Here is a 22,186-nt window from a genome sequence, read left to right on the forward strand (position 1 = left end):
TTTAGTCTAAATAATTGTCAAATAACTCATCCAGCCAGTCAAACATTACTTGATGAAATAGGGCATGATTTCCTTCCTGACAGTGTTCTTCCGCACCTTCGTCTTTTGTAAAAACTCTTATTGTTTTAGGTGCTTTGATTTCATCTATTAATGCCGTTAACTGATCCTGTGATACAAAGTGATCCGTTTCTCCCATTGTTAGTAGGATTGGGCATTTGATTTTTCCTGCAATTCCTTTTAAAGATGCTTTTTTCATCTCTTCAAACAATTCATAACGGTGATCCAATCCAAATACCCAACGACCATTATTTAACATCCATCGTAGATTAGAATTATCTTTTTCTGCTATTGCCAGCATATTTTCTCTTTGTTCCTCTGGTAACTGCAATAATTTACTAAGTTGTGGATTCTGATTTAGCGTTGAGTCAAAGGTATCATAAAATACATTAAATGCGATGCAGGCTTTGATGCGTTCATCAAACGCTGCTGCTCTTGGTGCGAAGTAGCCACCTAAGCTCATACCAAGTAGTGCAATTTTATCCATAGCAATATCAGTTCTTGTTTCTAAGTAATCAATGGCTGCACCTACTGGTACTTCTGCATCATGACGCATGTACAAATTTTGTTTGCGCAATGCCTCTCCCTGTCCAGGCATTTCAAATACCAGACAATGGTATCCTCTCTTTATCGCTGGTGCTGCACCGCTAAAATACAATTCCTGTAACGTTGAATCATATCCGCCTATAAAGATAAGTGTTGGACGAACTTTTAATTCATCCTTTTTATCAACAGCCGCTCCATAGAAATATCCTTTTAAATAAGTATTTTCATATGGGATTTTTACAATTTCAAAATGAGTGTCAATAAGCTCCATTGATTTTTCAAACGTATTTACACTATTTTCAAAATTTTCCATTCTTCTTGGATCTGTTCCATCCAAAAAGAATTCTCCTGTTCTGTAATAGTTATGAGCTCTAAGAAATGCTTCTCTAGCACTCACTTTATGACGTTTCACCAAACAATCTTCTGCTATTTTTACGGTCTGATCAGCCATTTTCTTCCACTCAGAAAACCAACTTTCAAAATCCCCCTCTGTTATTTTTGATGCTGTTACAAGGCATTCACCGATTTCAGCACCCTGGTATCCTGCATAGGTTGCTGCTCTTAATAATTCAAATGAAAATGCCTGATCGTTAAAATAAAATTTCATGATAAATTCCTCCTCGTATTTATTTTTTAATGCTTTTTTTGATTGAGCATTCAGTGAACGAAATTCTTTTAAAATTACCTGAAAAATTCTTTTTAGGATATTTTCCAGGTTAATAATGTGTAGTCCACAATCTCTTCTAAATATGTTTCCTTATCTACCGCATACATTTTATATTGTTGAAACAAGATATCCTGAACGATATAGGAATAAATTGCACTCCAAAATTGGTTTGTCATCATAAAAAAATCCATAGAACGTATTTCATTTTTAATGGCTCTTTGCTCTAAAGCCTTCATCGTCTGTTCTGTGAGAATCTTCATATGTCTGCCAAATTTTTCAGTATAGGATTTTGCAAAAATATTTTTCTCCCTGAGCAAAATCATTAAAACATTCTTATCCTTTGCAATATAGGTAAAAAAGATATTACCAAGATCTATCAGCATCTCACGAATCGGCACATCCTCTTTTATGGAAGCAATATCGGTTTCAATCCTCAAATATCTCTCATCTAAAAAATCGTTTAAAATGGTATTAAGTATCTGCATTTTCCCTTCTGGAAAATAGTGATAAATTAGCCCATCCGCCATACCAATATGTTTTGTAATTTCACGAGTTGTAGTTGCATGATAACCATTTAGGGCAAATAATTCTTTTGCTGATTCTAAAATTTGTGCTCGCCGTTCAATGGCCTGCAAATCACGACTTGTGAGTTTTGAACTATCATTTTTTTGCTTCATATTTTTCATTCACCACCTGTTCAACCAAATTATATCTCTTTTTTTTGATTTATACAAGATGTTTTTGTAAAATGTTCAAATGTAAAATTAATTATTCCATTTTATAAAGAGGGGTATAACTCATTCAGTTCGTCCAATAAAGAATGAATAGCCCTCTGCCTTACCAAGTTGATTCGTTGGTGTATGATCAACAATTACCGTTGCCTTCAACAATGACGCTATCTGTTCCTGCATTGCAAGCATAAACAGCGTATCTGTAACGACTTTGTTTTAATTACAGGGCAATTTGTAAAAGACAGGATAAAAGTAATCATAGTGAATGGGGAATTAGGATATTAAAATCCACAACAGTCTACTGCAAACAAGCTTAGTTTATGAGGGATAAAGAAATGGTTATGTTCTTCGTTCTGAAAAAACAACCACTTTTTATATTTTCTTTAGGGTTTCCACAGTTCTTTCATTTATTATATTACCTGTATTTAAAGTAGCCATCGATTCTACAAGCATTACATGAACTTCTTCCTCTGCAACAGGCATATGCTCGATTCCTCTAGGGATTACAATGCATTCACCTTCATTGAGTTGTACATCTTTTTCTCTAAACTTAATGGTTAACACGCCTTTCAGTACATAAAACATTTCATCCTCAGTTTCATGAGTATGCCATATAAAATCGCCTTTAAGCTTGGCTAATTTCACATAAGACTCGTTAATTTCGCCTATAATTTTAGGACTCCAATATTCATTAAAAAGGCTAAGTTTTTCTGCAATATTAATTTTTTCCATTATAAATACCTCCAATTTTTAAATATGATATGATGTGAAAAGAAATTAAATCATTTCGTTAAACAAACTTAAGTCATCTAATGGGATAGATGGAACTACCCCAAAGTTTCTCCACCACTGATCTATATTAACTTCTTATAACCACTCCAATCAGGGTTCAAGCTATAAGTTTTTCCATCAGGAATCAAATGAATATAAACTTTCTTCCCGTCTACACATTTCAAACGACTATCAACCTTGAAAATACCGTCGACATGACTATCATCCACATTTTTTAGTAACTCTTCTTTTGCTTTTTCTTTCGCTACTTCTTCCGTCTCTGCTACAAAAAATCCATATTCATGTTGTTCTCCAAACATCTCCTTTAAATAACCACCCATATTTACAAAAAACAGACTAAGTTCCGTCTTCTGCGGATGATCTTCAATTTGAATCGCATGACCATCTGCACCTGCAAGTACTTTATGTTCATCTAGGTGCAAATGTTCGCCATACCAGCCTTCTTTAAGAATCTCATATGTATTTTCAATTGAATCTGCTATTACCAGTTGCACATCATGTACTTCAATATTCGCTTTGCTAATACTCCCACCAATTCCAATTACAAATAACTTGCTCATAAATTCCTCCTAATATTATACTTTCGTAAACTCAAATTTTACTTCATCTTTTCACTATAACTTTAATTTTCTTCAAGGGGTTTCCCCATAAGCTCCTTTGCTTTAACCACTCGATACTGTTTGAACTTTTTACCCGGAATGATTACTGCATTAACTGGGCAAAAACTTAGGCATCGCATGCATAACTCGCATGAGTCGTGCCATTCTGGATACTCTTTCATATCAATATTGTTCACGGGACACAGCTTTGAACATAGACCGCATTTAATACATTTGTCTTTATCCACAGCAATTTTTCGTCCTTCAGCCAGAGCAATCCGATTCATCACAAAATCATTACAGCAGATATTATAAAAGCCCTTTGAAAGAAAGGGAATACGCCTCCAAGAAGTATTACCTTCAATAAGATTCTCTGTATATTCCCTAGCTTTTCTAAGACCATTATTTATTTTTTTCTCATTCTCTTCCTCATTGATCTGCTTGGGAAGCCAGTTATTAGGCATCACAATCTCACAGGCACCGATACAGTCATATCCCTTTTCTGCTAGAACTTTTTTCAGTGGTCCCACAATAGCACCAGAGAAAGCCATCATAGTATCCACCATAAAGACAGGTGTTTTCTCAGCCCTTGGAAGTGCTTTTAGGAAATTCCATACAAATGGCAAGGTAGATTGGAAAGCAACCGGAAAGGCAATCCCGAAAGGGGTAGAGATGTCTATTTTCTTTGGATCAGTATCTTCAATTTTATAGAGCTTAACCTGTATTCCTTTTGCGGAAAAGGTTTTTATCATTTCTTTCACTATCAATAACGTATTTCCGGTTCCTGAATAGTAATAAAAGTTGATGTGTGTTCCTAACATAATTAATTTCCTCCTGTTCTATGAATAATATAAAAAATCCATCCAATATCTAGCATATTCAAATTAAATTTTAATCATAGACCAAAGATTTTGAGCAATTTTCTTTCCATTCATAATAAGTGATGATTCGGTGCCAGTAACTGCACAAGCAAACATAAGCCCTTCCACTAGTACGGCAATCTGAAGTGCGAAAGATTGCGGATCAATCTCTTTTTTTACTTCTCCCTTTTCTTGTGCTTCCTTAAATTTTTCTTCGATTAATGGAATGTTGCCGAAAATATAGTCAGCCACCTTTGTTTTAAATTCCGGGAATTTTTTAATAGAATCAATTAAAACAAGATAAGTATCACTGCTGATATTGTTATAATATTTGCTGTAGGAGAAATAATCAGAATAATCAAAGGAATTTTGTATCAGTTCCTTTATGTTCTTTGAAGAAGTATTTTTTTCATCCGTCCATTTCTTAATTTCCTCCATTATTACTTCAATTGCTTGGATAAAAATCTCATCCTTACTTTTAAAATGATGGTAAAAAGCGCCTTTCGTAATATTACAGGCATTTGTTATATCATTGATGCTTGTATTATCGTAGCCATTAGCTATAAACATTACGACCGCCTGATGCAATAACTGTTCCTTTGTTTTCATATTCGTTTTCTCCTTTATCAAAACATACTAAACGGATGGTATGTTTTGATAAGTATACTAATCTTATAATAGATTGTCAAGGCTATACATAATAAGGAAATATACGCACGAGGTGTAAATCCATGAATAAAAAGGATGCTATGTTTTACAAATTATCCTAACTTCTCATTGAATGTAAGGCGATCACTGGTCCTCTTTTTTTGTAGTTTGGCATACTTGCATTCTTCACTGTATTTATTTTCCGAATCACATATTTTTAAATCCAGTAGGTATGTTCCAGTGAACCACTGCCTTTACCCAAATCAAGCCCTGCACGTAATGCACCCGTAAGGTAGCTCTTTGCATTTTTTATACTTTCATTAAGACTTTTTCCTCCTGCAAGATTGCATGCAATAGCAGATGACAGAGTACATCCTGTGCCATGCGTGTTGGGGTTATCAATTCTTTCCGTACGATACCAGTACATATTATCATCTTCAGTACAAAGCAAATCAATCGCATCGCTTACAAGGTGACCGCCTTTTACTAGTACGGCACCTTTTATTTTATTAGCAATATATTTTCCTGCTTCGCTCATATCCTTCTCGTCTTTTATTTCAAACCCACAAGCACCTGAGATTCCGGAATATTTGGTGTGATAACCGTACCAATTGGCAAAAGAAGATTAATAAGCGCATCTTGAGCCTCATCCGAAATCAGCTTGCAACCACTGGTGGAAACCATCACCGGATCAATAACAATATTTTTTGCATTGTACTGATGGAGTTTTTTTACAATAGCCTCAATGATTTTGCTATTTGATACCATACCGATTTTAACTGCATCGGGAAAAATATCGGTAAAGATGCAGTCTAATTGATTTTCAACAAACTCAGGTGTTGCCTCCATAATACCAAAAACTCCCCTTGTATTTTGCGCGGTAAGTGCAGTAATAGCGCTCATCGCATACATTTTATGTACTGTAATCGTTTTTATATCGGCTTGTATTCCGGCTCCTCCACTTGAGTCTGATCCTGCTATTGTCAACACTTTTTTCATTTTATTGCCTCTCTCCAATCCTTATAAGATACTATATAATAATCCGACAATTCTTTGATCCGGCTTTGTTTACCTTCAGCGGATTTGTCATACACACCCACAATCTTAAATCCTGCACGCCTAGTTGTTTCAATAGCATGAAGCGCATCTTCAAAAACAAGTGTTTCTTCCTTACTAGTACCAATTTTTTCAAGTGCCCTTTCAAATATTATGGGACTATCTTTTCCAAATCCCACCTCTGTGCAAGTGAGAATATGGCTGAAATATCCCTCGATTCCATTATGTTTTAATGCTGATTCAACCATAAAACGATCCGTTGCTGTTGCGATACACATTTTCACTCCACGCTTTTGCAACTCTTTGAGCATGGAAACAACTCCTTCTTTAGCTTGGACGACATTTAGATATAAATGGTCAATCATACAATTTACACCATTAATGATTACTTCAACGCTATCGGTTATTTCATAATTAGCACGATAGTATTCCGCTGCCTGTACAATGCTCATTGCCTTGAATTTTTCATTTAGCCCTTTTTCGGGAGTAATACCCCTTTTTAAAAGATAATCCTCGCCGATTGTGTCCCAGATAAACATCGAGTCCAGGAGTGTTCCGTCCAAATCAAATATTGCACCTTTTATATTCATGCGTTCACCATATCCTTTGACAGTTAAAAAGTCTTTCAGAAGCTTTCTTGATATTATCTTGTGCAAAAATTGCCGAAATAAGGGCTACACCGTCAATACCACTACCGGAAAGGTTATTGATATTAAAATCATAGATTCCACCAATGGCGCATACAGGAACATCCACCACCGTACAAATTGCTTTAAGCGTATCATAAGATACAAAATCAGCATCTGGTTTCGTGGATGTTGTAAATACTGCACCTACTCCAAGGTAGTCAGCACCACTCTCTACTGCCTTTTTTGCCTGTTCTACCGTCTGTGCAGACATACCGATAAGTTTGTCATCCCCTAAGCGTTCACGCACTTTAAGGATATCCATATCATGCTGACCGACGTGGATTCCATCAGCATCACAAGCAAGTGCTACCTCTATGTCATCGTTAATAATAAACGGCACATGATACTTCTTGCAAAGTGCTTTTATTTCAAAAGCTTCCTCAAGAAAATTGTTATACTTAAGCTCTTTTCCCGTAACTGAACCATCGTGATTCCACCTTTGAGTGCCTCTTCTACATCGTGAACAAGGGTTCTGCCGGAAAGCCACTTGCCGTCAGTGACTGCGTATAAAATCATATATTTTTTATCGCACTTCATATTTTGCACCATCCTCAAGCTGTTTTGCATCAAAGTTATATACTGCATCAATAATATAATTACGATAGGTGGAATTTCCATCATTTGAAGTCAATCTGCTGTGGGCAATTTCTCCGCACATTCCCATTGCACATACACTTGCAACGACTGCTCCGAAAATGTCATCCTGATTGGCAACTACATAAGCTGTCATCATTGCACTAAGCATACAACCTGTTCCAGTAATTTTTGACATCATAGGATGACCATTTTGAATAACACACGCCTTTGTTTTGTCGGCAACAATATCAATAGCTCCAGTTATGACAATGACTGCTCCTGTATTTGCAGCAAATTGTTTTGCAAAATTTACAGCATTACTAAGGGTTTCATAGGTTACGATATCCACTACATCAGCATCAACTCCTTTTGTTGTGCCTTTGCCATGAAAGAGAGTCTTAATCTCTGAAATATTTCCACGAATCACGGTGAATTTAACCTCATCAAGCAGCTTGTAAGCAGTTTGTGTACGCAATTTTGATGCCTACTCCTACAGGATCAAGAAGTACAGGATGACCAATCTCATTTGCTTTTTTCCCAGCAAGTAACATGGCTGGAATCGTGCTTTTATTAAGCGTACCTATATTAATATTTAGACCACCACAGATTGAGGTGATTGCTGACCGAACTAACACCTGCTGAATACACATCAAGAAATGTTGTTGTAACGGTAGAAAGAATGATAACAATTAGTCCGACCATACTAAGTCCCGCTGACAGCATGATTTTTGCAATATCGTTTTCTCTAGTAAACAGTGCAGCTCCCAATCCAATAACATACATCCAGCAACTCACAACAAAATAAGTAGTCGAACTTGCTAGCGTTGCCATTTGTTTTTTCTTCGCTGTTCTAGTGTAATCTGAAATTAAAGGTAGCCATGATAGTGGCATAGCGACTGATAGCTCGACTGCTGCACCGAAGGTCAACCCTCCTTCTGAAATGGAGCTGATGCGCCACGAAACACAACAATGCTCATTACAATTGTAAGAATAAAAAGTCCACTCATCGCTACAATATTTATTTTCCCAAGGCTTTTTATTCCAATTAAAATCCAAACAATTATGAGTGCACCAATTATGAGTGACCACACCCTGCCACCTCCTATGTTTAATACCGAGTTTGCTGCGGTCGCTCCTGCAGCAATCATTACGGCAGTCCAACCCACGAGTTGTAATACATTAAGTGAAGAAAAAAGCACAGACCCATATTTGCCAAATGAAATTTTAACCGTTTCCATTGCGCTTCTTTCCGTCTTCGCACCTATAATCCCCGCCAAGTATAGCAACACACAACCAATTAAATGACCGAGCAATATAGCGGCAATCCCTTTGCTAAAGCCAACCGTATTCACTGTTCCTGCATTTGCTACAATAATACAGGGTTCCCCATTTAATTGCTTTAAGTAATTTTCTAATGCTTCGATATCGATAGCCTCTCTTCCAGCGATTGTTGGAATGTAATTCATATGATTTCTTCCCATACCCAGCATAGACATCACTTTTAAAATGCTCGAATGAGGCGTGGCACTTACAATCTGAATCGGTGGGATCGAATACAGTCCATCTAAGGATAGATGAATGCCTAATTGATTGGCTACCCACTGCCTACCAATTGCCAATCCTACAAAATTAGCCATGGTAGCGCCTGTTACAAATGCGCCTGAAAATTGTTCTGGTAATCCGAAAAGCTGCTTTAATAAATTTATTGTTTCCTCTTCAATTTTTGCTGCACTGGAATGATCGCAAGCGGTAGCATTTTGATCAAATGTACTCACTAACCAGTCTCCCATTAAAGCTGCCGGAGTTGCCCCTCCCGTTACAAAACCAAAATACCTTGATCCCCCACTTGAAACAATTCCCTTATAAAATCTTTGCATAAACTCTTCTAATGTGTTTTCACCGCCTAATCCATTTTTGTTTAATTGTGAAGGCGAATAAACATTGCTCCTATCTGGAAAAGCTGGTATTTTATTAATGTTTTCTAAAAAATCAAATGAGTAGTTCTTTACTTTTTCCAATAAAATATTAATATTAGTTAAATCATTTTCTAAATTTTTATCCATTGATATGCTCCTTTTAAATTTTCATGCCTGACATTGTTATAGTGTGTTATAATATAATTACTACAAAACATGTATAACAGTCAACATCAGACTATAACACTTAGGGAGTGCAAAATGGAAATTAAAATAGATTTAAATAGAAATACGAATATATCTTTATCCAAACAAATTTATCAGTCAATTGCTGATCGCATATCCTCTGGTTTATTAGAAAAAGGCTCCCGCTTACCTTCTGTCAGAAGCCTTTCAAAAGCACTAAATGTAAGTATGGTAACCGTTTCCAAGGCATATTCAAAGCTGGCGGATGATCACATTATTTCTACCATACAAGGAAAAGGTACTTATGTTCAAACAGAAAAAGCCATGAATCATAATGATCATAACACTGATTCGACTTCTCTTAATTGGCAGCTTTCTATCCCTGATCATCTTCCAAGAGCCCAATTTTGGAGGCAAAATATTAGTTTGACAACAAAATCACAAATATGGTTGTCAGCCGCCTCAGTTCACAGTTCCTTACTTCCTGAACACCTTATTTCCAGACATATATCATCCTTCATCTTAAAAAATCCAGGTATACTTTCAGAGTACGGACCTGTTCAAGGAGATTTAGAATTTCGTTCTGCCATCGCTGATTATTTGATTTCCAGCGGTATTTCAATATCTAAAACCGAAATTATCATAACGAACGGTTCGCAACAAGCGATTAATTTAGTTGCCAGAACATTTATAGGTGCGGGCGACATTGTAGTTATGGAAGCTCCAACCTATACAGCTGCTATTGATGTTTTCCGCTGGCAAGGAGCTACTATTTTATCTGTTCCTGTTGATAAAGATGGAATGCGAATCGATTTGCTTTTACGGTTATGTGATACTTATACCCCAAAATTAATTTATACCATACCGACTTACCATAACCCAACCGGAACCGTAATGAGTATGCAACGAAGAAAAGAATTAATTGAAATTGCGAAAGACTTTAATTGTTTCATTGTTGAAGATGATCCCTGGCGTGAAATTTCGTTTGAAAAGAATCCTTTACCTGCATTAAAAAGTATGGATACCGATGGTCATGTCATATATATAAAAGGATTTAGTAAATTTCTATCACCGGGCTGCAGAATTGGTACTTTAGCAGCATCAGGTACCATACTAAATAGGCTCATTGCGGCTAAGTCTAATTCTGATCTTGGTAGTCCATTATTAACTCAAAAAGCGTTATTACCTTTTGTTCAATTGGACTTCATGAAAAAACATTTAAAAAGTATGAATCATATTTTATATAATAGGCGTAATTTAATTTTAAATCTTCTAAAAAAGCATATGCCCGAAGCTGTTGAATGGAGTTCGCCAATGGGAGGACCAAATATTTGGCTCACTCTTCCATCGTGGCTAAGTGCAGAGAGTCTTGTTTTTGAAGCTCAAAATAACAATATTGCCTTCCTTGCCGGATCAACCTGTTATTCAAGCGAACCTGAATTTAATCATATACGTCTAAGCTTTTCTTCTTTGGATCAAGAACAATTAGAAAATGGCATTATAACTTTAAGTAAAATTGTATTCTCATATATAGATAAAAAAAATGCAGAAGACATTCCTATTGTTTGATTTCTATTTCTATATCAACGAGAGGTGTATCTCTCATAGGCTATGTTTTTCAGTAACGAAGAAGACAATCTCATGGGTGTTTTGCCCGATGGCAGATTTATTAAATTGTTTTTTGGGGTTTATATGAATCCAGAGACATCAAGATTTTTCATCTCAATGCCTCTGGATTTTCTTATTTCATAATAAAGGGTATGTTTATTTACTCCATACCATAAGATATTCTATTTCACCCGTATTTTTATCAATTTGTTCTTGTTTAATTATAAATTGTTCTCGTTGATAAAAATTGACCGCTTTTATATTCTTTTGATAAACTGTTAAACTAAGTTCAGAATATAGCTCCTTTGCTTTTTCAAGCATTTGTTTTCCGATGCCTTTTGATTGCATTTCATCGGATACAAATATCCCAGCTATATATCCATTATCGATTCCTACAAAAGCCTTAATTTTATCATCTAGCTCATAGACATATATTTGTGCATCGGGAAGTATCCCCTTAACTATTTCAAAATTACCCACCCAATAGTCTCTGGATATAAAATCGTGCGCCCGTATATTAGTAGAAAGCCATAATTCCATAACTTCCAATAAATCTTTAGTTTCGAATTTTCTAACTATATTAACCTCATAATTACATAAATTTTTCTCACCACTTACGGGTGATATTTCTGCTTACCTTTATTCTTCATAATTTACTTTTTCATCTGTCATCATCAAAAACACCCTATGTCATCTATATTTTTCTCTAAAAATCAGGGCATAAATGGGGCATTTTTAACCTAATTTTTGCCCATTTTTTGCTCCAAAACCACAACGTATCATCAAAATCACAGTTTCCACATGCACCGTTCCTGCAAACATGTCGACTGCCACAGCCCGCTCCACTTGATACCCTCTCTCTTGTAAAATTTCCAAATCTCTTACCAAGCTTGTCGGCTTACATGAAATATACACCAGACGATCCACTCCATAAGCAATAATCTTTTCCAAAGCCTTTGGGTGTATACCATCACGAGGAGGGTCAAGCACAATCAAGTCTGGCTTATCCTCAATGGAATCAATTACCTTAAGTACATCTCCAGCTATAAATTCACAATTATGCAAATCATTTAGCTTTGCATTGACTCTGGCAGCCTCAACTGCCTCCTCAACAATTTCCACACCTATCACTTTCTTTGCGACAGGTGCCAATATCTGAGCAATCGTTCCAGTTCCACTATATAGGTCAAATATCTTCTTATCCTTTATCGTTCCTATATATTCTCTTGCTGTTTCATACAATACCTCTGCCCCCAGAGAATTTGTCTGAAAAAAAGAAAATGGCGATATTTTAAATTGCAATCCTAGAAGCTTTTCATAAAAATAATCCTGTCCATATAAAATTCTGGTCTCATCACTTTGCACCACATCTGCTAAACTGTCATTGATTGTATGCAATATCCCTACAATTTTCCCATCTAACGTTAAGTTTTTTAAAGCTTCCACTAATGGCGTTAAATCCTGCTCTTCCTGTGATGTCGTCACTAAATCAATTAACAGTTCAGAGGTCTTTTGTCCTTTTCTTACAAGTAAATGACGAAGATATCCTTTACGCTGCATTTTATGATAAAAAGATATCTCTCGCTCCTGAAAGTAATTTAATACACATGATAGGATTAAATTATAATCTTTATCCACAATTTGGCACTCGTTTACAGTCACAATATCATGAAAACTTCCTCTTTTATGCATTCCAAGAGATAAAGGACCGTCCTTAACCTCATCCCCAAAAGAAAATTCCATTTTATTACGATATCCAAACTGCCTGGGGCTTCCTTTAATTCCTTCGAATACATAATCGGTTTGGATTACTGAATCCAATAACTCCTTTACCTGCCTTTTCTTTAGCGAAAGCTGCTCATCATAGGATAAATTCTGATAAGTACAACCGCCACAGCTGCCAAAATGCACACAAACAGGCTGATCTAATTCAATCGGTGACTTTTCTAATATCTCTAGAATTCTCCCCTCTCCACGACCTTTTCTTATTTTATTTACTGAAAATAGTACTTTCTGGCCTTCAATGGCATTTTTAACAATTACCTTTTTATCCTCAACATTAATCACGCCCTTATTTGGGAAATTAACCTTTTCAACGATTCCTTCATAAACTTGTCCTTTTTTCATATATTCCTCTTTCTTGCCACAAAAATTTTAATTTCTATCTATTATATCATAGGAATTCTGATTCTTCCTACCAAAACAAGAAAAAGAAAAAGACTTTCTTCACCAAAATCAAGTCTTTTTCTTTGTTAAGTTGCTTTAAACCCATTTAATTGCATTATTTACTGCTATACTGGGTTGTTTACCACTTCATATATTCCATACTGTTTTTGTGGAAGACGTAGTACTTGGATTATAGACGCAGGATCACCGTTAAAAACTTCACTTAAAAATGACCAGATATACCCCCCTCCAAGCTTTTATACAGCAATTAAAACAAAAATGCACCTCCAAGCGCTAGATTATTATCTAGCATTTGGGGTGCATCTCTCAAAATACAATCGATCTTAACTTATAATTGTAAATCATGCACATTTAATGCAAACCATTTATTCTACTTCGTCTTCCTCATCATCAAAAAAATCATCGTCAAAATCATCTTCGAAATCGTCTTCAAAATCCTCTAAATAATCAGGTGTAAAGAACTTATATGCGGCATAAGCAATTCCTGCCACTGCTGCAATTGCGCCAACGATAGCGAATATCCAAAGAATTGAATTTTTACATTTCTTTTCCTCTTCCTGCTTTTTTAAAAGATCATTAATTCTCGTTGCGTTTAATAATTCATCCAGCTTGCTCATAATCAACACATCCTTTCTCGGGTTTGTATCACTTGGATACACAAAAAATTATATTCTTACTAAAGTATAAAATTGAACTTTAATTAAATTAACTGTCCATATAACCTTTGCAAATATCAAATTTACAAACTAATCTTTTATATTATACCACGTATTTACCATTATTACTATAAAATGATAAATTTTTATACTTTTCACTTTAATCTTACTTTCATCGTTCAACTTTCATAAGTTTTGCAAAGGAAGCAAACATCTTTTTCACGCCCGCCTTTTCAAAGTTCACGGTAACTTCATAGTCTTTGCCGCCTTCCACGATTGCATTCACCACTCCGACTCCAAACTTAATATGTTTTACCGTATCGCCAATAGCATAAGATAGACCCTCTGATTTTTTCACTTGAAACATTTTAGGTTCAAATACCCTTGTCTGGAATGAACTTCTGGCTTTTTGATTGATGCCAGCTCTTGGCATTTCCTTAATTTTCTCTTCAGAGGCTTCTGCATCCACTAAGTAGTTAGGAATCTCTTTAACAAATCTGGACACTTTATTATATTGTATTTCTCCTCTTATCATACGCTGCTTCGCACAGGTAAGTGCCAGATTTTTTCTGGCTCTCGTAATTCCTACATAGCAAAGTCTTCTTTCTTCTTCTATTTCAGTCGGATCCTCTGAGACAATAGTCATATAGCTTGGAAAGATTCCATCCTCCATACCCGCCAGATACACATTTGGGAATTCAAGTCCTTTTGCGCTATGAAGCGTCATAAGCACCACATGATTACTTTCTTCGTCCAGGCTATCGATATCTGCTACCAATGCAACTTCCTCTAAAAATCCGCTTAAGGTTGGTTCATCACTTGATTGCTCATAGGTAACAATTTTACTTATCAATTCATCAATATTTTCCATTCTTGCTTTGGCCTCTTCGTCATTCTCAGCCTCAAGTTCTTTTACATACCCCGTTTCTTCAATTATATCTTGCATAAGCTCGGAAACAGATACATAGGATAATTTGCTTCTTAACACTTGAATAAATGTTACAAAAGGTTTCACCTTAACAGCGCTTTTCCCAATTGTAGGAATTTCATCTGCTGCTCTGCATGCATTATAAAAAGTCATTTCATGCTCTATTGCATAATCCTGTATACGTGCTAGAGTAGTTGAACCAATTCCACGTTTTGGAACATTTATAATTCGCCGCACCGATAGATCATCCTTTGCATTATCAATCGTCTTTAAGTAAGCTAATAAATCTTTAATTTCCTTTCTTGCATAAAAATTAATACCTCCAACGATTTTATAAGGAATATTCGACAGAATAAATTTTTCTTCAAAGGTTCTTGACTGTGCATTGGTTCTATATAGTATTGCGCAATCATTATATTCGTATTCACCGTTTCTTACTTTTTGCGAAATATCACCAGCTATGAACTCAGCCTCTTCAAATGCATTTTGAAACTGCCTGTAGAAAAGCTTACTGCCTTCATCATTATCCGTCCAAAGTGACTTTACCTTTCTGCCCAGATTATTTTTAATCACCTGATTGGCAGCATTAAGTATATTTTGGGTAGAACGGTAATTTTGCTCTAACTTAATTACCTTTGCATTTGAATATACCTTTTCAAAATCCAATATATTGCTGATATTCGCACCGCGGAATTTGTAAATAGACTGATCGTCATCTCCCACCACGCATAAATTTTTATATTTTGAAGCAAGGATGCTGATTAACTGAAACTGAGCCGTATTGGTATCCTGGTATTCATCTACCATTATGTATTTGAATCTTTCCTGATAATTATCTAATACATCCGGATTATCCCGAAATAATTCAACCGTTTTAACAATTAAATCGTCAAAATCCAACGCATTATTGTTTTTGAGCCTTTTTTGATATTCTTCATATGCCTTTGCAATTTTCTCTTTAGAAAAATCTCCCTGCACATTAAGGCGATACTGCAAAGGTCCAATTAACTCATCTTTGGCCTTTGATATGACACTGAGCAAAGCTTTTTCCTTATAAATCTTTGTATCAATATTCAAGTATTTACATACTTCTTTCATGATTGTTTTCTGATCATCCGTGTCATATATAGTAAAATTATTGTCATAACCTAATTTATCAATATATCTTCGCAGTATTCTCACACAGGTTGAGTGAAACGTACTAACCCAAATACTATCGGAACCAAATCCAACGATAGAATCTACTCTTTCTCTCATCTCTCCTGCGGCCTTGTTTGTAAAGGTAATGGCCATTATATTCCAAGGATTGATTCCTTTTTCTTCAATCAGATATGCAACTCTGTGAGTCAAAACTCTGGTTTTTCCAGAACCTGCACCTGCAAGAATTAATACAGGCCCTTCTGTATAAAATACAGCTTCTCTTTGTTGTGTATTCAGGGTATCGTATATACTCATTTTCTAACCACCTATTATTATTCTAAATTAATTTTGTTCCGCAATTCGAACAAAAATTAGTACCGTTTGTTTTCGCGCCACAATTAGGACAAAAATTGGGAACTGCCTTATTTGTATCTGTATTTAACTCAACCTTACCAGATGAATTATGCCCCGTCTGAGACTGCATTTGATTTACCATTTGCTGTCCCATCATCATTCCCATTTGAAGTCCTGCCATATCCAAAGCCATATTAGTGCCCTTGTTTTCATTTTGCATACCATCTGCCATAGCAATTTGCGTATATTTGGCGGTATCGGTAACCATACTTTGAGAAGCCGCTTTTTCAGCTAGCTTTTGTATTTCCTCTGGATAGGAAAAACTTTCAATAAAAAAGCCTGTAATTCCTATACCAATTTTACACATTTCCATATCCAAATCTTCACAAATTCCCCTAGCAATCTCATACGCATCACTTTGCAGATGGAACATATCCTTACCACACTTCATAATCCACTTCATCAAAAGCTGGTTAAGGGCAGCAATCACACGCTCCTTTATCTCATCTACTGTAAATTGTTTCTTAATTCCTGCGATTTTCTCAATTAAAACTGCTTGGTCATTAACCTTGCTGTTAAAATTTCCAAAAGCGCGAATTGGCATTCCGCCGGGAAGCCCATGTGCCGGAATGTTAATCGCGTTCTTGGTTCCCCAATTAATTGTGAACTCCTTTGTATTAATAAACAATACCTCGGCTCGCATTCCACTGTTAAAGCCAAACTTAAAGCCCTTTAATGTAGACAGGAAAGGAATAATATCAGATTCAATATCAAAGCTTCCCTCCTCAGTAAAAATTCCCTCCACCTTGCCATTATACATAAAGATGGCATCCTGTCCTTGCCGGATTATTAATTTACTGCCTCTTTTTATTTCACTATTATTCCACTTCCAAAAAATAACATCATCTCTGTATTCTTCCCATTCAACTACATTGGACAATTGTCCACCAAATAATCCCATGTAAGCGCCTCCTTGTATTTACTGATTCATACCAGTTGATTCAATACAAATCACTTCTTAGCTTCCAGCTTATTCTTAAGGGCGGTCAACTCATCCTCAACATCGGCCTTTGATTGACCGTCATATTGATTTTTCAATTCAATCGTTTCATCTATCTTCTCGTTATTTAATGTTGCCATTGCATTTGCCTCATCAAGCATTCTGTCAGCCTTTTCTTCCATTCTGTCAAAAGCTGACATATTATTATGGGCACCCCAAGCACCTGCTTCGATTTTATTTATTTTATCCTGAGTTTTAGCCACTGCTATTTTAGCTTTGATTGCGGTTTTTCTTGCATTTAAATCATTCACATCACTTACCAACTTATCATGCATTGATTTCATCTTGGCTGCATTTTCAGAGGCCGAATCAAATACCTTTTGCAGCTCATATTGCTTTTCAATTAATTGTGCTTTTTTCATTAAGAAAGTCTTAGCATCTGCCTCATTGCTGGCAAGTACTGCTTTTTCAGCATACTTTTGCATTTTATCCACTTCACTGATACACTCATTCAGATCTCTTTTTGCTTTGGTCTCTTCTGCCATAATAGCGGCTGTTTCTGCCTTTACCTTATCTAAATCACTCTTAAGATTTCTAAGATACTGATCAATCATCTTAGCCGGATCCTCCGCTTTATCTAATAATGCATTCATATTAGCTGACATAATGTCACTGAATCTTTTTAGTATACCTGCCATAATTATTACCCTCCTAAAAAAGTACACTTTAATTGGTAAATCAATTTGCGTTATATTGTATTATATTACAAATTTACTTTCCTGTCTAATATAAGACAGAACAAAAACAAAAAAGATAAAATTGTTTTTTAAAACTCCTTGTTTGCGCTAAAAGTACTTGTCATCTAGTTTTCAATACTATATAATGAATAAAGAGGTGATATGTATGACTATAGACAATAATGATTTTCTCAACAGCATCTTAGCAAGTTTATCCAGAATTGATTATATTAAACCAGATGAAATACCTAATATAGAGTTATATATGGATCAGGTTACTACTTTTATAGAGTCACACCTAAAATCTTCCAAACGTTATCAAGAGGATAAGGTTTTAACCAAAACAATGATAAATAATTATGCCAAAAATAACCTCTTGCCTCCACCTGTCAAGAAAAAGTACTCTAAAGAACATATTTTAATGCTGATATATATATATTATTTTAAAAATATTCTATCCATTAATGATATTCAAAGCCTTCTTAATCCTTTAGCAGAGAAATACTTTAATACTGTGGACGAGTTAAATCTCGAAGATATTTATTCAGAAATATTTAGTCTTGAGAAAACACAAATAGATGTTTTAATGCAGGATATTATTGATAAGTATAATACTTCAAAAGAAACCTTTGGCCAAGTTAATGAGGAGGAGCGTGATTTTTTAACTCTGTTTTCTTTTATTTGTATGTTGAGCTTTGATGTCTACAACAAAAAACTACTAATTGAGAAAATTATTGATATGCTTCCTAAGGATAAAGCAACTAATCCCAAAAAGAAAAGTCAGTAATATTAAGAAATAAAATAATACTTTTCTTTTAAAAACTTCGGTATGTTATTAGCTGTGTATTGATAGAATACTTATTAATAATATGCCGAATTTCTATACTTGATACAATAATTATCCTTTTCCAGAATAGGATCCACAAATATATTAAAACTGCCAATCAAAATTGATTGGCATTATAATCTTTATAATAACATTATTCCTGTATCTTTTCTTCCTCATCCTCAATCTTAATTCTTTCAAAAACCATATCGTATCCGTCATTTCCATAATTTAAAGAACGATTTACACGACTGATTGTGGCAGTAGAAGCACCTGTTTTCTCTGCTATTTCTAAATAAGTTCTATGTTCTCTTAGCATTCTGGCGACTTCAAAGCGTTGAGACAAGGAAAGCAGCTCGTTTACCGTACATACATCTTCAAAAAAAGTATAACATTCTTCTGCATTTTCCAGGCTTAATACTCCTTGAAATAAATGATCAACTGCCTTTGTTCTTATTGTTTTCCCCATATACTTCCTCCTTTTCAGGCTAACTTCAAATTAATTTCATTTTAACATATTAAAGTTTTAAAGTCCAGCTCTATCATGATTGATGCTACAAGCTTATTGCTATACCTTGTTTAAATATTTCCTCAACTCGCTAACTGCTCTGTTAACAATAAGCTCCTCTGGAAAATCCAATTCTTCTATTAACATCATAGCCAAATCATGCCTTCCAACATCGCTATCCGTATGAGCGTCACTACCAATTATAATTGGTACATGATGTTTCTTACATAGCTGAAGCATTTCAATATCATTCCCTCTTGCATCCTGTCTGGCTCCAATAGGATTGAGTGAACTGTTATTCAGCTCCAATAGAACCTTATGTTCCTTGGACGCCAACACAAGTGCCTCCATATCTACAGGGTATCTGCTGTCATCAGGATGTCCAATAATATTCACATAAGGATTTTTCATTACATTAATATAGGTTTTGGTATTTTCCTGTTTTGTTCCGGAAGAATAACAAGGGGTATGCATACTTGCTATAACAATATCCATTCTCTTTAATAATTCTTCCGATAAATCTACATTTCCATCGAAATCCAATATATTTAATTCTACACCCAAAAGTAATTCCATACCGCACATCTTCCTGCTTACTACCTTTAAATTACTAAAATAAAAATCGTGGCAAGTACCGGGCATCTGTGGTGCATGTTCTGTGATTCCCAAAAGTTCCAATCCTCTATCTTTTGCTGCACACGCCATTTCTCTTATTGTATTGTAAGCATGTCCACTGGCTAAGGTGTGTGTATGAACATCAAGCATGTATTTCATTTGTATCACTTCTTTCTTGTATTGTACAGCTAGTTATTATAACATATTCTTTTATAAGTAACAACTAACTTAGTTAAAACAATAGCCATTAGCGTATTGCTAACGGCTTTAATTGTGTGCCAGGCATGGCACTAATCTAGCTAGTGAAAGTCTAGCCACGGGTATTTACCGCCAAGTGTAGCGAACCACAAGTTGGTATCAGTAATGGTATGGATGAAGGAAGTGGTGTAGCAAAATTCTTGAGCCTACGAACAGAAACTTGATAAGGCGATTAGGTGGGTGAGGTTGCAATTCAAACTTAAGCCCAAATGGTAAACGTAAACCGAAGTTGTAAATCAAGAGGTTGTGGAATGAAAGATTAGTGTCTTACCCTGGGAGACCCTACCCACATATCAAAAGATATGGTCGAAAAAGGTTTAGGGAGGGAGTCAGATGAAGTCATAGTAGGTGTAATAACTGAAGGACTGAAGCGATTTATAGTACAAGTCGCTATTTATAAAATAATACATTAGCCAGAAATCAGATGAATAAGACGAGTAGGAACGTAACCGAGGGATATTATTTATATTGGGAGGGGCGATGTGTAGGAATCTTATAATAGAAAGAGGAGTAACAACAATGGATTTAATGGAAGTAATATTATCAAAGGAAAATCTAAACCAAGCATATAAAAAGGTTGTTGCCAATAAAGGTGCATGCGGGATAGATGAAGTTACTGTGGAAGAGTTGGGAAACTATATTAAAGAAAATCAGGAATCCATTATAAACTCACTTAGGAATAGGAATTATTTTCCGAAACCTGTACGAAGAGTGTACATACCAAAAGATAATGGTAAGAAGAGAGCTTTGGGTATACCGACTGCATTAGATAGAACAATTCAGCAAGCAGTAGCACAGCCAATATCAGGCATCTACGAAAAGATATTCAGTGAATACAGTTATGGATTTCGTCCTAACAGAAGTTGTCACGATGCAATCAGACAAGCATTAGAATACCTAAACAGTGGATATGAATGGGTAATCGACATAGATATTGAGCAATTCTTTGACAAAGTAAATCATGATAAGTTAATTCAAATTCTTAGAGAACAAGTAAATAATAGCAGTGTCCTAAACCTCATCCGCAAATATTTGGGAGCAGGGGTAATGGAGAATGGAATTGTTAAAGCTACCAAAACCGGCGTACCGCAAGGTGGACCCATTTCAGTTATACTTTCCAATGTATATCTTGATAAGCTTGATAAAGAATTGGAAGGGCGTGGTCTGCGTTTCGTAAGATACGCAGATGATGTGCTGATTTTCACGAAAAGTGAAATTGCGGCAAATAGAGTTATGACATCAATATCAAGTTGGATTGAAAGAAAATTATTTCTGAAAGTAAATACAACAAAATCCAAAGTAGTCAGACCGATGAGAAGTAAGTATCTAGGATTCACGTTCTTAAAGAACGGTGGAGAATGGAAAGTGAAGCCCACGAATGAAAAGAAAGCGAAGTTATATCAAGCAATGCGTGAGTATCTCAAAAGAGGTAAAGCAGTAGCAAGACCTATAGCGGTTACTATAAAAAGAGTAAACGAAATTGCAAGAGGTTGGATTAATTACTTTAGAATCGGAATGATGAAACAGTTTATGGATGAGTTTGGTCAATGGCTAAGACATAAAATAAGAGTGATTGTTATAAAACAATGGAAAAAGTCAAAGACCATTTTTCGGAATCTGGCATACTTGAATAGAAAATATAAAAATGGATTTAATGAAGAAAGTATTCTCAAGGTTGCAAACACAAGACTGGGTTGGTACAAAAGATGTAGTATGGATGTAGTGAACTACATTTTAAATCCTACACTGCTTGAAACAAAAATAAAGGACGGAGCTGGTCTGCTCAATCCTTTAAATTATTATCTAAGAAATGTTGGAATATAAATTGTAGAGCCGTATACGAGACCCGTACGTACGGTTCAATGAGAGGGGGATAGAGACTGTTTCAAGTTTTGTGTAAACACAAAAAACTGACATAAGATATGTTGATAGTTATTTAAGGGCAGAGTCAATTACAATGGTTCTGCCCTTACTTGCATTATACAAGGATTTTTTTGCATGTCAATGAAACCTTTCAGAATCTAACTAGATTTAAAGATTTCGTGA

19 protein-coding genes and 4 pseudogenes are annotated in these 22,186 nt (G+C 35.4%); 3 read left to right on the top strand and 20 right to left on the bottom strand.

Going from position 1 to position 22,186, the window contains the following annotated elements:
• Position 1: 1 nt before the first annotated feature.
• From C8E03_RS15890 to C8E03_RS22865, 12 genes and pseudogenes are all read right to left on the bottom strand, one after another.
• Entirely contained in the window at positions 2 to 1,210 is a 1,209-nt protein-coding gene (locus tag C8E03_RS15890) for an alpha/beta hydrolase family protein (protein WP_094375949.1), read from the bottom strand.
• Positions 1,211 to 1,302: 92 nt separating this feature from the next.
• Positions 1,303 to 1,947 carry a TetR/AcrR family transcriptional regulator gene (locus C8E03_RS15895; RefSeq protein WP_094375962.1) on the bottom strand — a complete coding sequence of 215 codons (645 nt, stop codon included), beginning with the start codon at positions 1,945 to 1,947 and terminating at the stop codon, positions 1,303 to 1,305.
• Positions 1,948 to 2,067: 120 nt separating this feature from the next.
• Complete coding sequence (locus tag C8E03_RS22620; RefSeq protein ID WP_278321191.1) at positions 2,068 to 2,190, bottom strand: hypothetical protein; 123 nt, start codon at positions 2,188 to 2,190, stop codon at positions 2,068 to 2,070.
• A 183-nt stretch (positions 2,191 to 2,373) separates the two neighbouring features.
• Complete coding sequence (locus C8E03_RS15905; RefSeq protein ID WP_094375948.1) at positions 2,374 to 2,733, bottom strand: cupin domain-containing protein; 360 nt, start codon at positions 2,731 to 2,733, stop codon at positions 2,374 to 2,376.
• A 122-nt stretch (positions 2,734 to 2,855) separates the two neighbouring features.
• Positions 2,856 to 3,353 (bottom strand): DUF1543 domain-containing protein, encoded by a 498-nt coding sequence (locus C8E03_RS15910; protein ID WP_094375947.1) that lies wholly within the window; start codon positions 3,351 to 3,353, stop codon positions 2,856 to 2,858.
• Positions 3,354 to 3,415: 62 nt separating this feature from the next.
• Positions 3,416 to 4,213: an EFR1 family ferrodoxin gene (locus tag C8E03_RS15915; protein ID WP_094375946.1), complete on the bottom strand. Its 798-nt coding sequence runs from the start codon at positions 4,211 to 4,213 to the stop codon at positions 3,416 to 3,418.
• A 63-nt stretch (positions 4,214 to 4,276) separates the two neighbouring features.
• Complete coding sequence (locus C8E03_RS15920) at positions 4,277 to 4,861, bottom strand: TetR/AcrR family transcriptional regulator (protein WP_094375945.1); 585 nt, start codon at positions 4,859 to 4,861, stop codon at positions 4,277 to 4,279.
• 256 nt (positions 4,862 to 5,117) lie between these two features.
• Positions 5,118 to 5,899 (bottom strand): annotated as a pseudogene (gene thiD / locus C8E03_RS22860) (bifunctional hydroxymethylpyrimidine kinase/phosphomethylpyrimidine kinase).
• Complete coding sequence (locus C8E03_RS15930) at positions 5,896 to 6,546, bottom strand: HAD family hydrolase (RefSeq protein WP_094375944.1); 651 nt, start codon at positions 6,544 to 6,546, stop codon at positions 5,896 to 5,898. Before C8E03_RS15930 ends, thiD begins: the two are co-directional and overlap by 4 nt.
• A gap of 4 nt (positions 6,547 to 6,550) precedes the next feature.
• A pseudogene (thiE, locus tag C8E03_RS15935) lies at positions 6,551 to 7,182 on the bottom strand (thiamine phosphate synthase).
• Positions 7,169 to 7,838: pseudogene (gene thiM, locus C8E03_RS15940) on the bottom strand (hydroxyethylthiazole kinase); the annotation flags it as partial. The pseudogenes thiM and thiE, both read right to left, overlap by 14 nt.
• A 1-nt stretch (position 7,839) precedes the next feature.
• Positions 7,840 to 8,564, bottom strand: a pseudogene (locus C8E03_RS22865) (cytosine permease); the annotation flags it as partial.
• Between the two features lie 834 nt (positions 8,565 to 9,398).
• Between C8E03_RS22865 and pdxR the strand changes: the two are divergent.
• A complete protein-coding gene (gene pdxR / locus C8E03_RS15955) occupies positions 9,399 to 10,892 on the top strand; it encodes a MocR-like pyridoxine biosynthesis transcription factor PdxR (protein WP_207657812.1) in 1,494 nt (497 codons plus the stop codon).
• 195 nt (positions 10,893 to 11,087) lie between these two features.
• Here pdxR and C8E03_RS15960 read toward each other — a convergent pair whose 3' ends face one another.
• The 6 genes from C8E03_RS15960 to C8E03_RS15985 form a co-directional block, all read right to left on the bottom strand.
• Complete coding sequence (locus tag C8E03_RS15960; RefSeq protein WP_242993597.1) at positions 11,088 to 11,471, bottom strand: GNAT family N-acetyltransferase; 384 nt, start codon at positions 11,469 to 11,471, stop codon at positions 11,088 to 11,090.
• 195 nt (positions 11,472 to 11,666) lie between these two features.
• Positions 11,667 to 13,058, bottom strand: coding sequence for a 23S rRNA (uracil(1939)-C(5))-methyltransferase RlmD (gene rlmD / locus C8E03_RS15965; RefSeq protein ID WP_110291549.1), 1,392 nt, complete (start codon positions 13,056 to 13,058; stop codon positions 11,667 to 11,669).
• A 425-nt stretch (positions 13,059 to 13,483) separates the two neighbouring features.
• The gene (locus tag C8E03_RS15970; protein ID WP_094375986.1) at positions 13,484 to 13,735 is read right to left on the bottom strand and encodes a DUF4366 domain-containing protein; all 252 of its coding nucleotides are present in this window, start codon (positions 13,733 to 13,735) and stop codon (positions 13,484 to 13,486) included.
• A gap of 211 nt (positions 13,736 to 13,946) precedes the next feature.
• Complete coding sequence (gene pcrA / locus C8E03_RS15975) at positions 13,947 to 16,157, bottom strand: DNA helicase PcrA (RefSeq protein WP_110291550.1); 2,211 nt, start codon at positions 16,155 to 16,157, stop codon at positions 13,947 to 13,949.
• Positions 16,158 to 16,179: 22 nt separating this feature from the next.
• Positions 16,180 to 17,157 carry an SPFH domain-containing protein gene (locus C8E03_RS15980; RefSeq protein ID WP_110291551.1) on the bottom strand — a complete coding sequence of 326 codons (978 nt, stop codon included), beginning with the start codon at positions 17,155 to 17,157 and terminating at the stop codon, positions 16,180 to 16,182.
• Positions 17,158 to 17,207: 50 nt separating this feature from the next.
• On the bottom strand, positions 17,208 to 17,894 hold the full coding sequence (locus C8E03_RS15985) for a PspA/IM30 family protein (protein ID WP_094375983.1): 687 nt from the start codon (positions 17,892 to 17,894) through the stop codon (positions 17,208 to 17,210).
• Between the two features lie 205 nt (positions 17,895 to 18,099).
• Here C8E03_RS15985 and C8E03_RS15990 point away from each other — a divergent pair, with 205 nt between their 5' ends.
• Positions 18,100 to 18,720 (top strand): DUF1836 domain-containing protein, encoded by a 621-nt coding sequence (locus C8E03_RS15990; protein WP_094375982.1) that lies wholly within the window; start codon positions 18,100 to 18,102, stop codon positions 18,718 to 18,720.
• A gap of 193 nt (positions 18,721 to 18,913) precedes the next feature.
• Here C8E03_RS15990 and C8E03_RS15995 read toward each other — a convergent pair whose 3' ends face one another.
• On the bottom strand, positions 18,914 to 19,228 hold the full coding sequence (locus tag C8E03_RS15995; RefSeq protein WP_094375981.1) for a YerC/YecD family TrpR-related protein: 315 nt from the start codon (positions 19,226 to 19,228) through the stop codon (positions 18,914 to 18,916).
• 99 nt (positions 19,229 to 19,327) lie between these two features.
• On the bottom strand, positions 19,328 to 20,041 hold the full coding sequence (locus C8E03_RS16000) for a phosphatase (RefSeq protein WP_110291552.1): 714 nt from the start codon (positions 20,039 to 20,041) through the stop codon (positions 19,328 to 19,330).
• Between the two features lie 579 nt (positions 20,042 to 20,620).
• Here C8E03_RS16000 and ltrA point away from each other — a divergent pair.
• Positions 20,621 to 21,964, top strand: coding sequence for a group II intron reverse transcriptase/maturase (gene ltrA / locus C8E03_RS16005; RefSeq protein ID WP_242993599.1), 1,344 nt, complete (start codon positions 20,621 to 20,623; stop codon positions 21,962 to 21,964).
• Positions 21,965 to 22,186: the final 222 nt, after the last annotated feature.

This window comes from Lachnotalea glycerini (assembly GCF_003201285.1).
Taxonomy (GTDB): domain Bacteria; phylum Bacillota; class Clostridia; order Lachnospirales; family Lachnospiraceae; genus Lachnotalea; species Lachnotalea glycerini.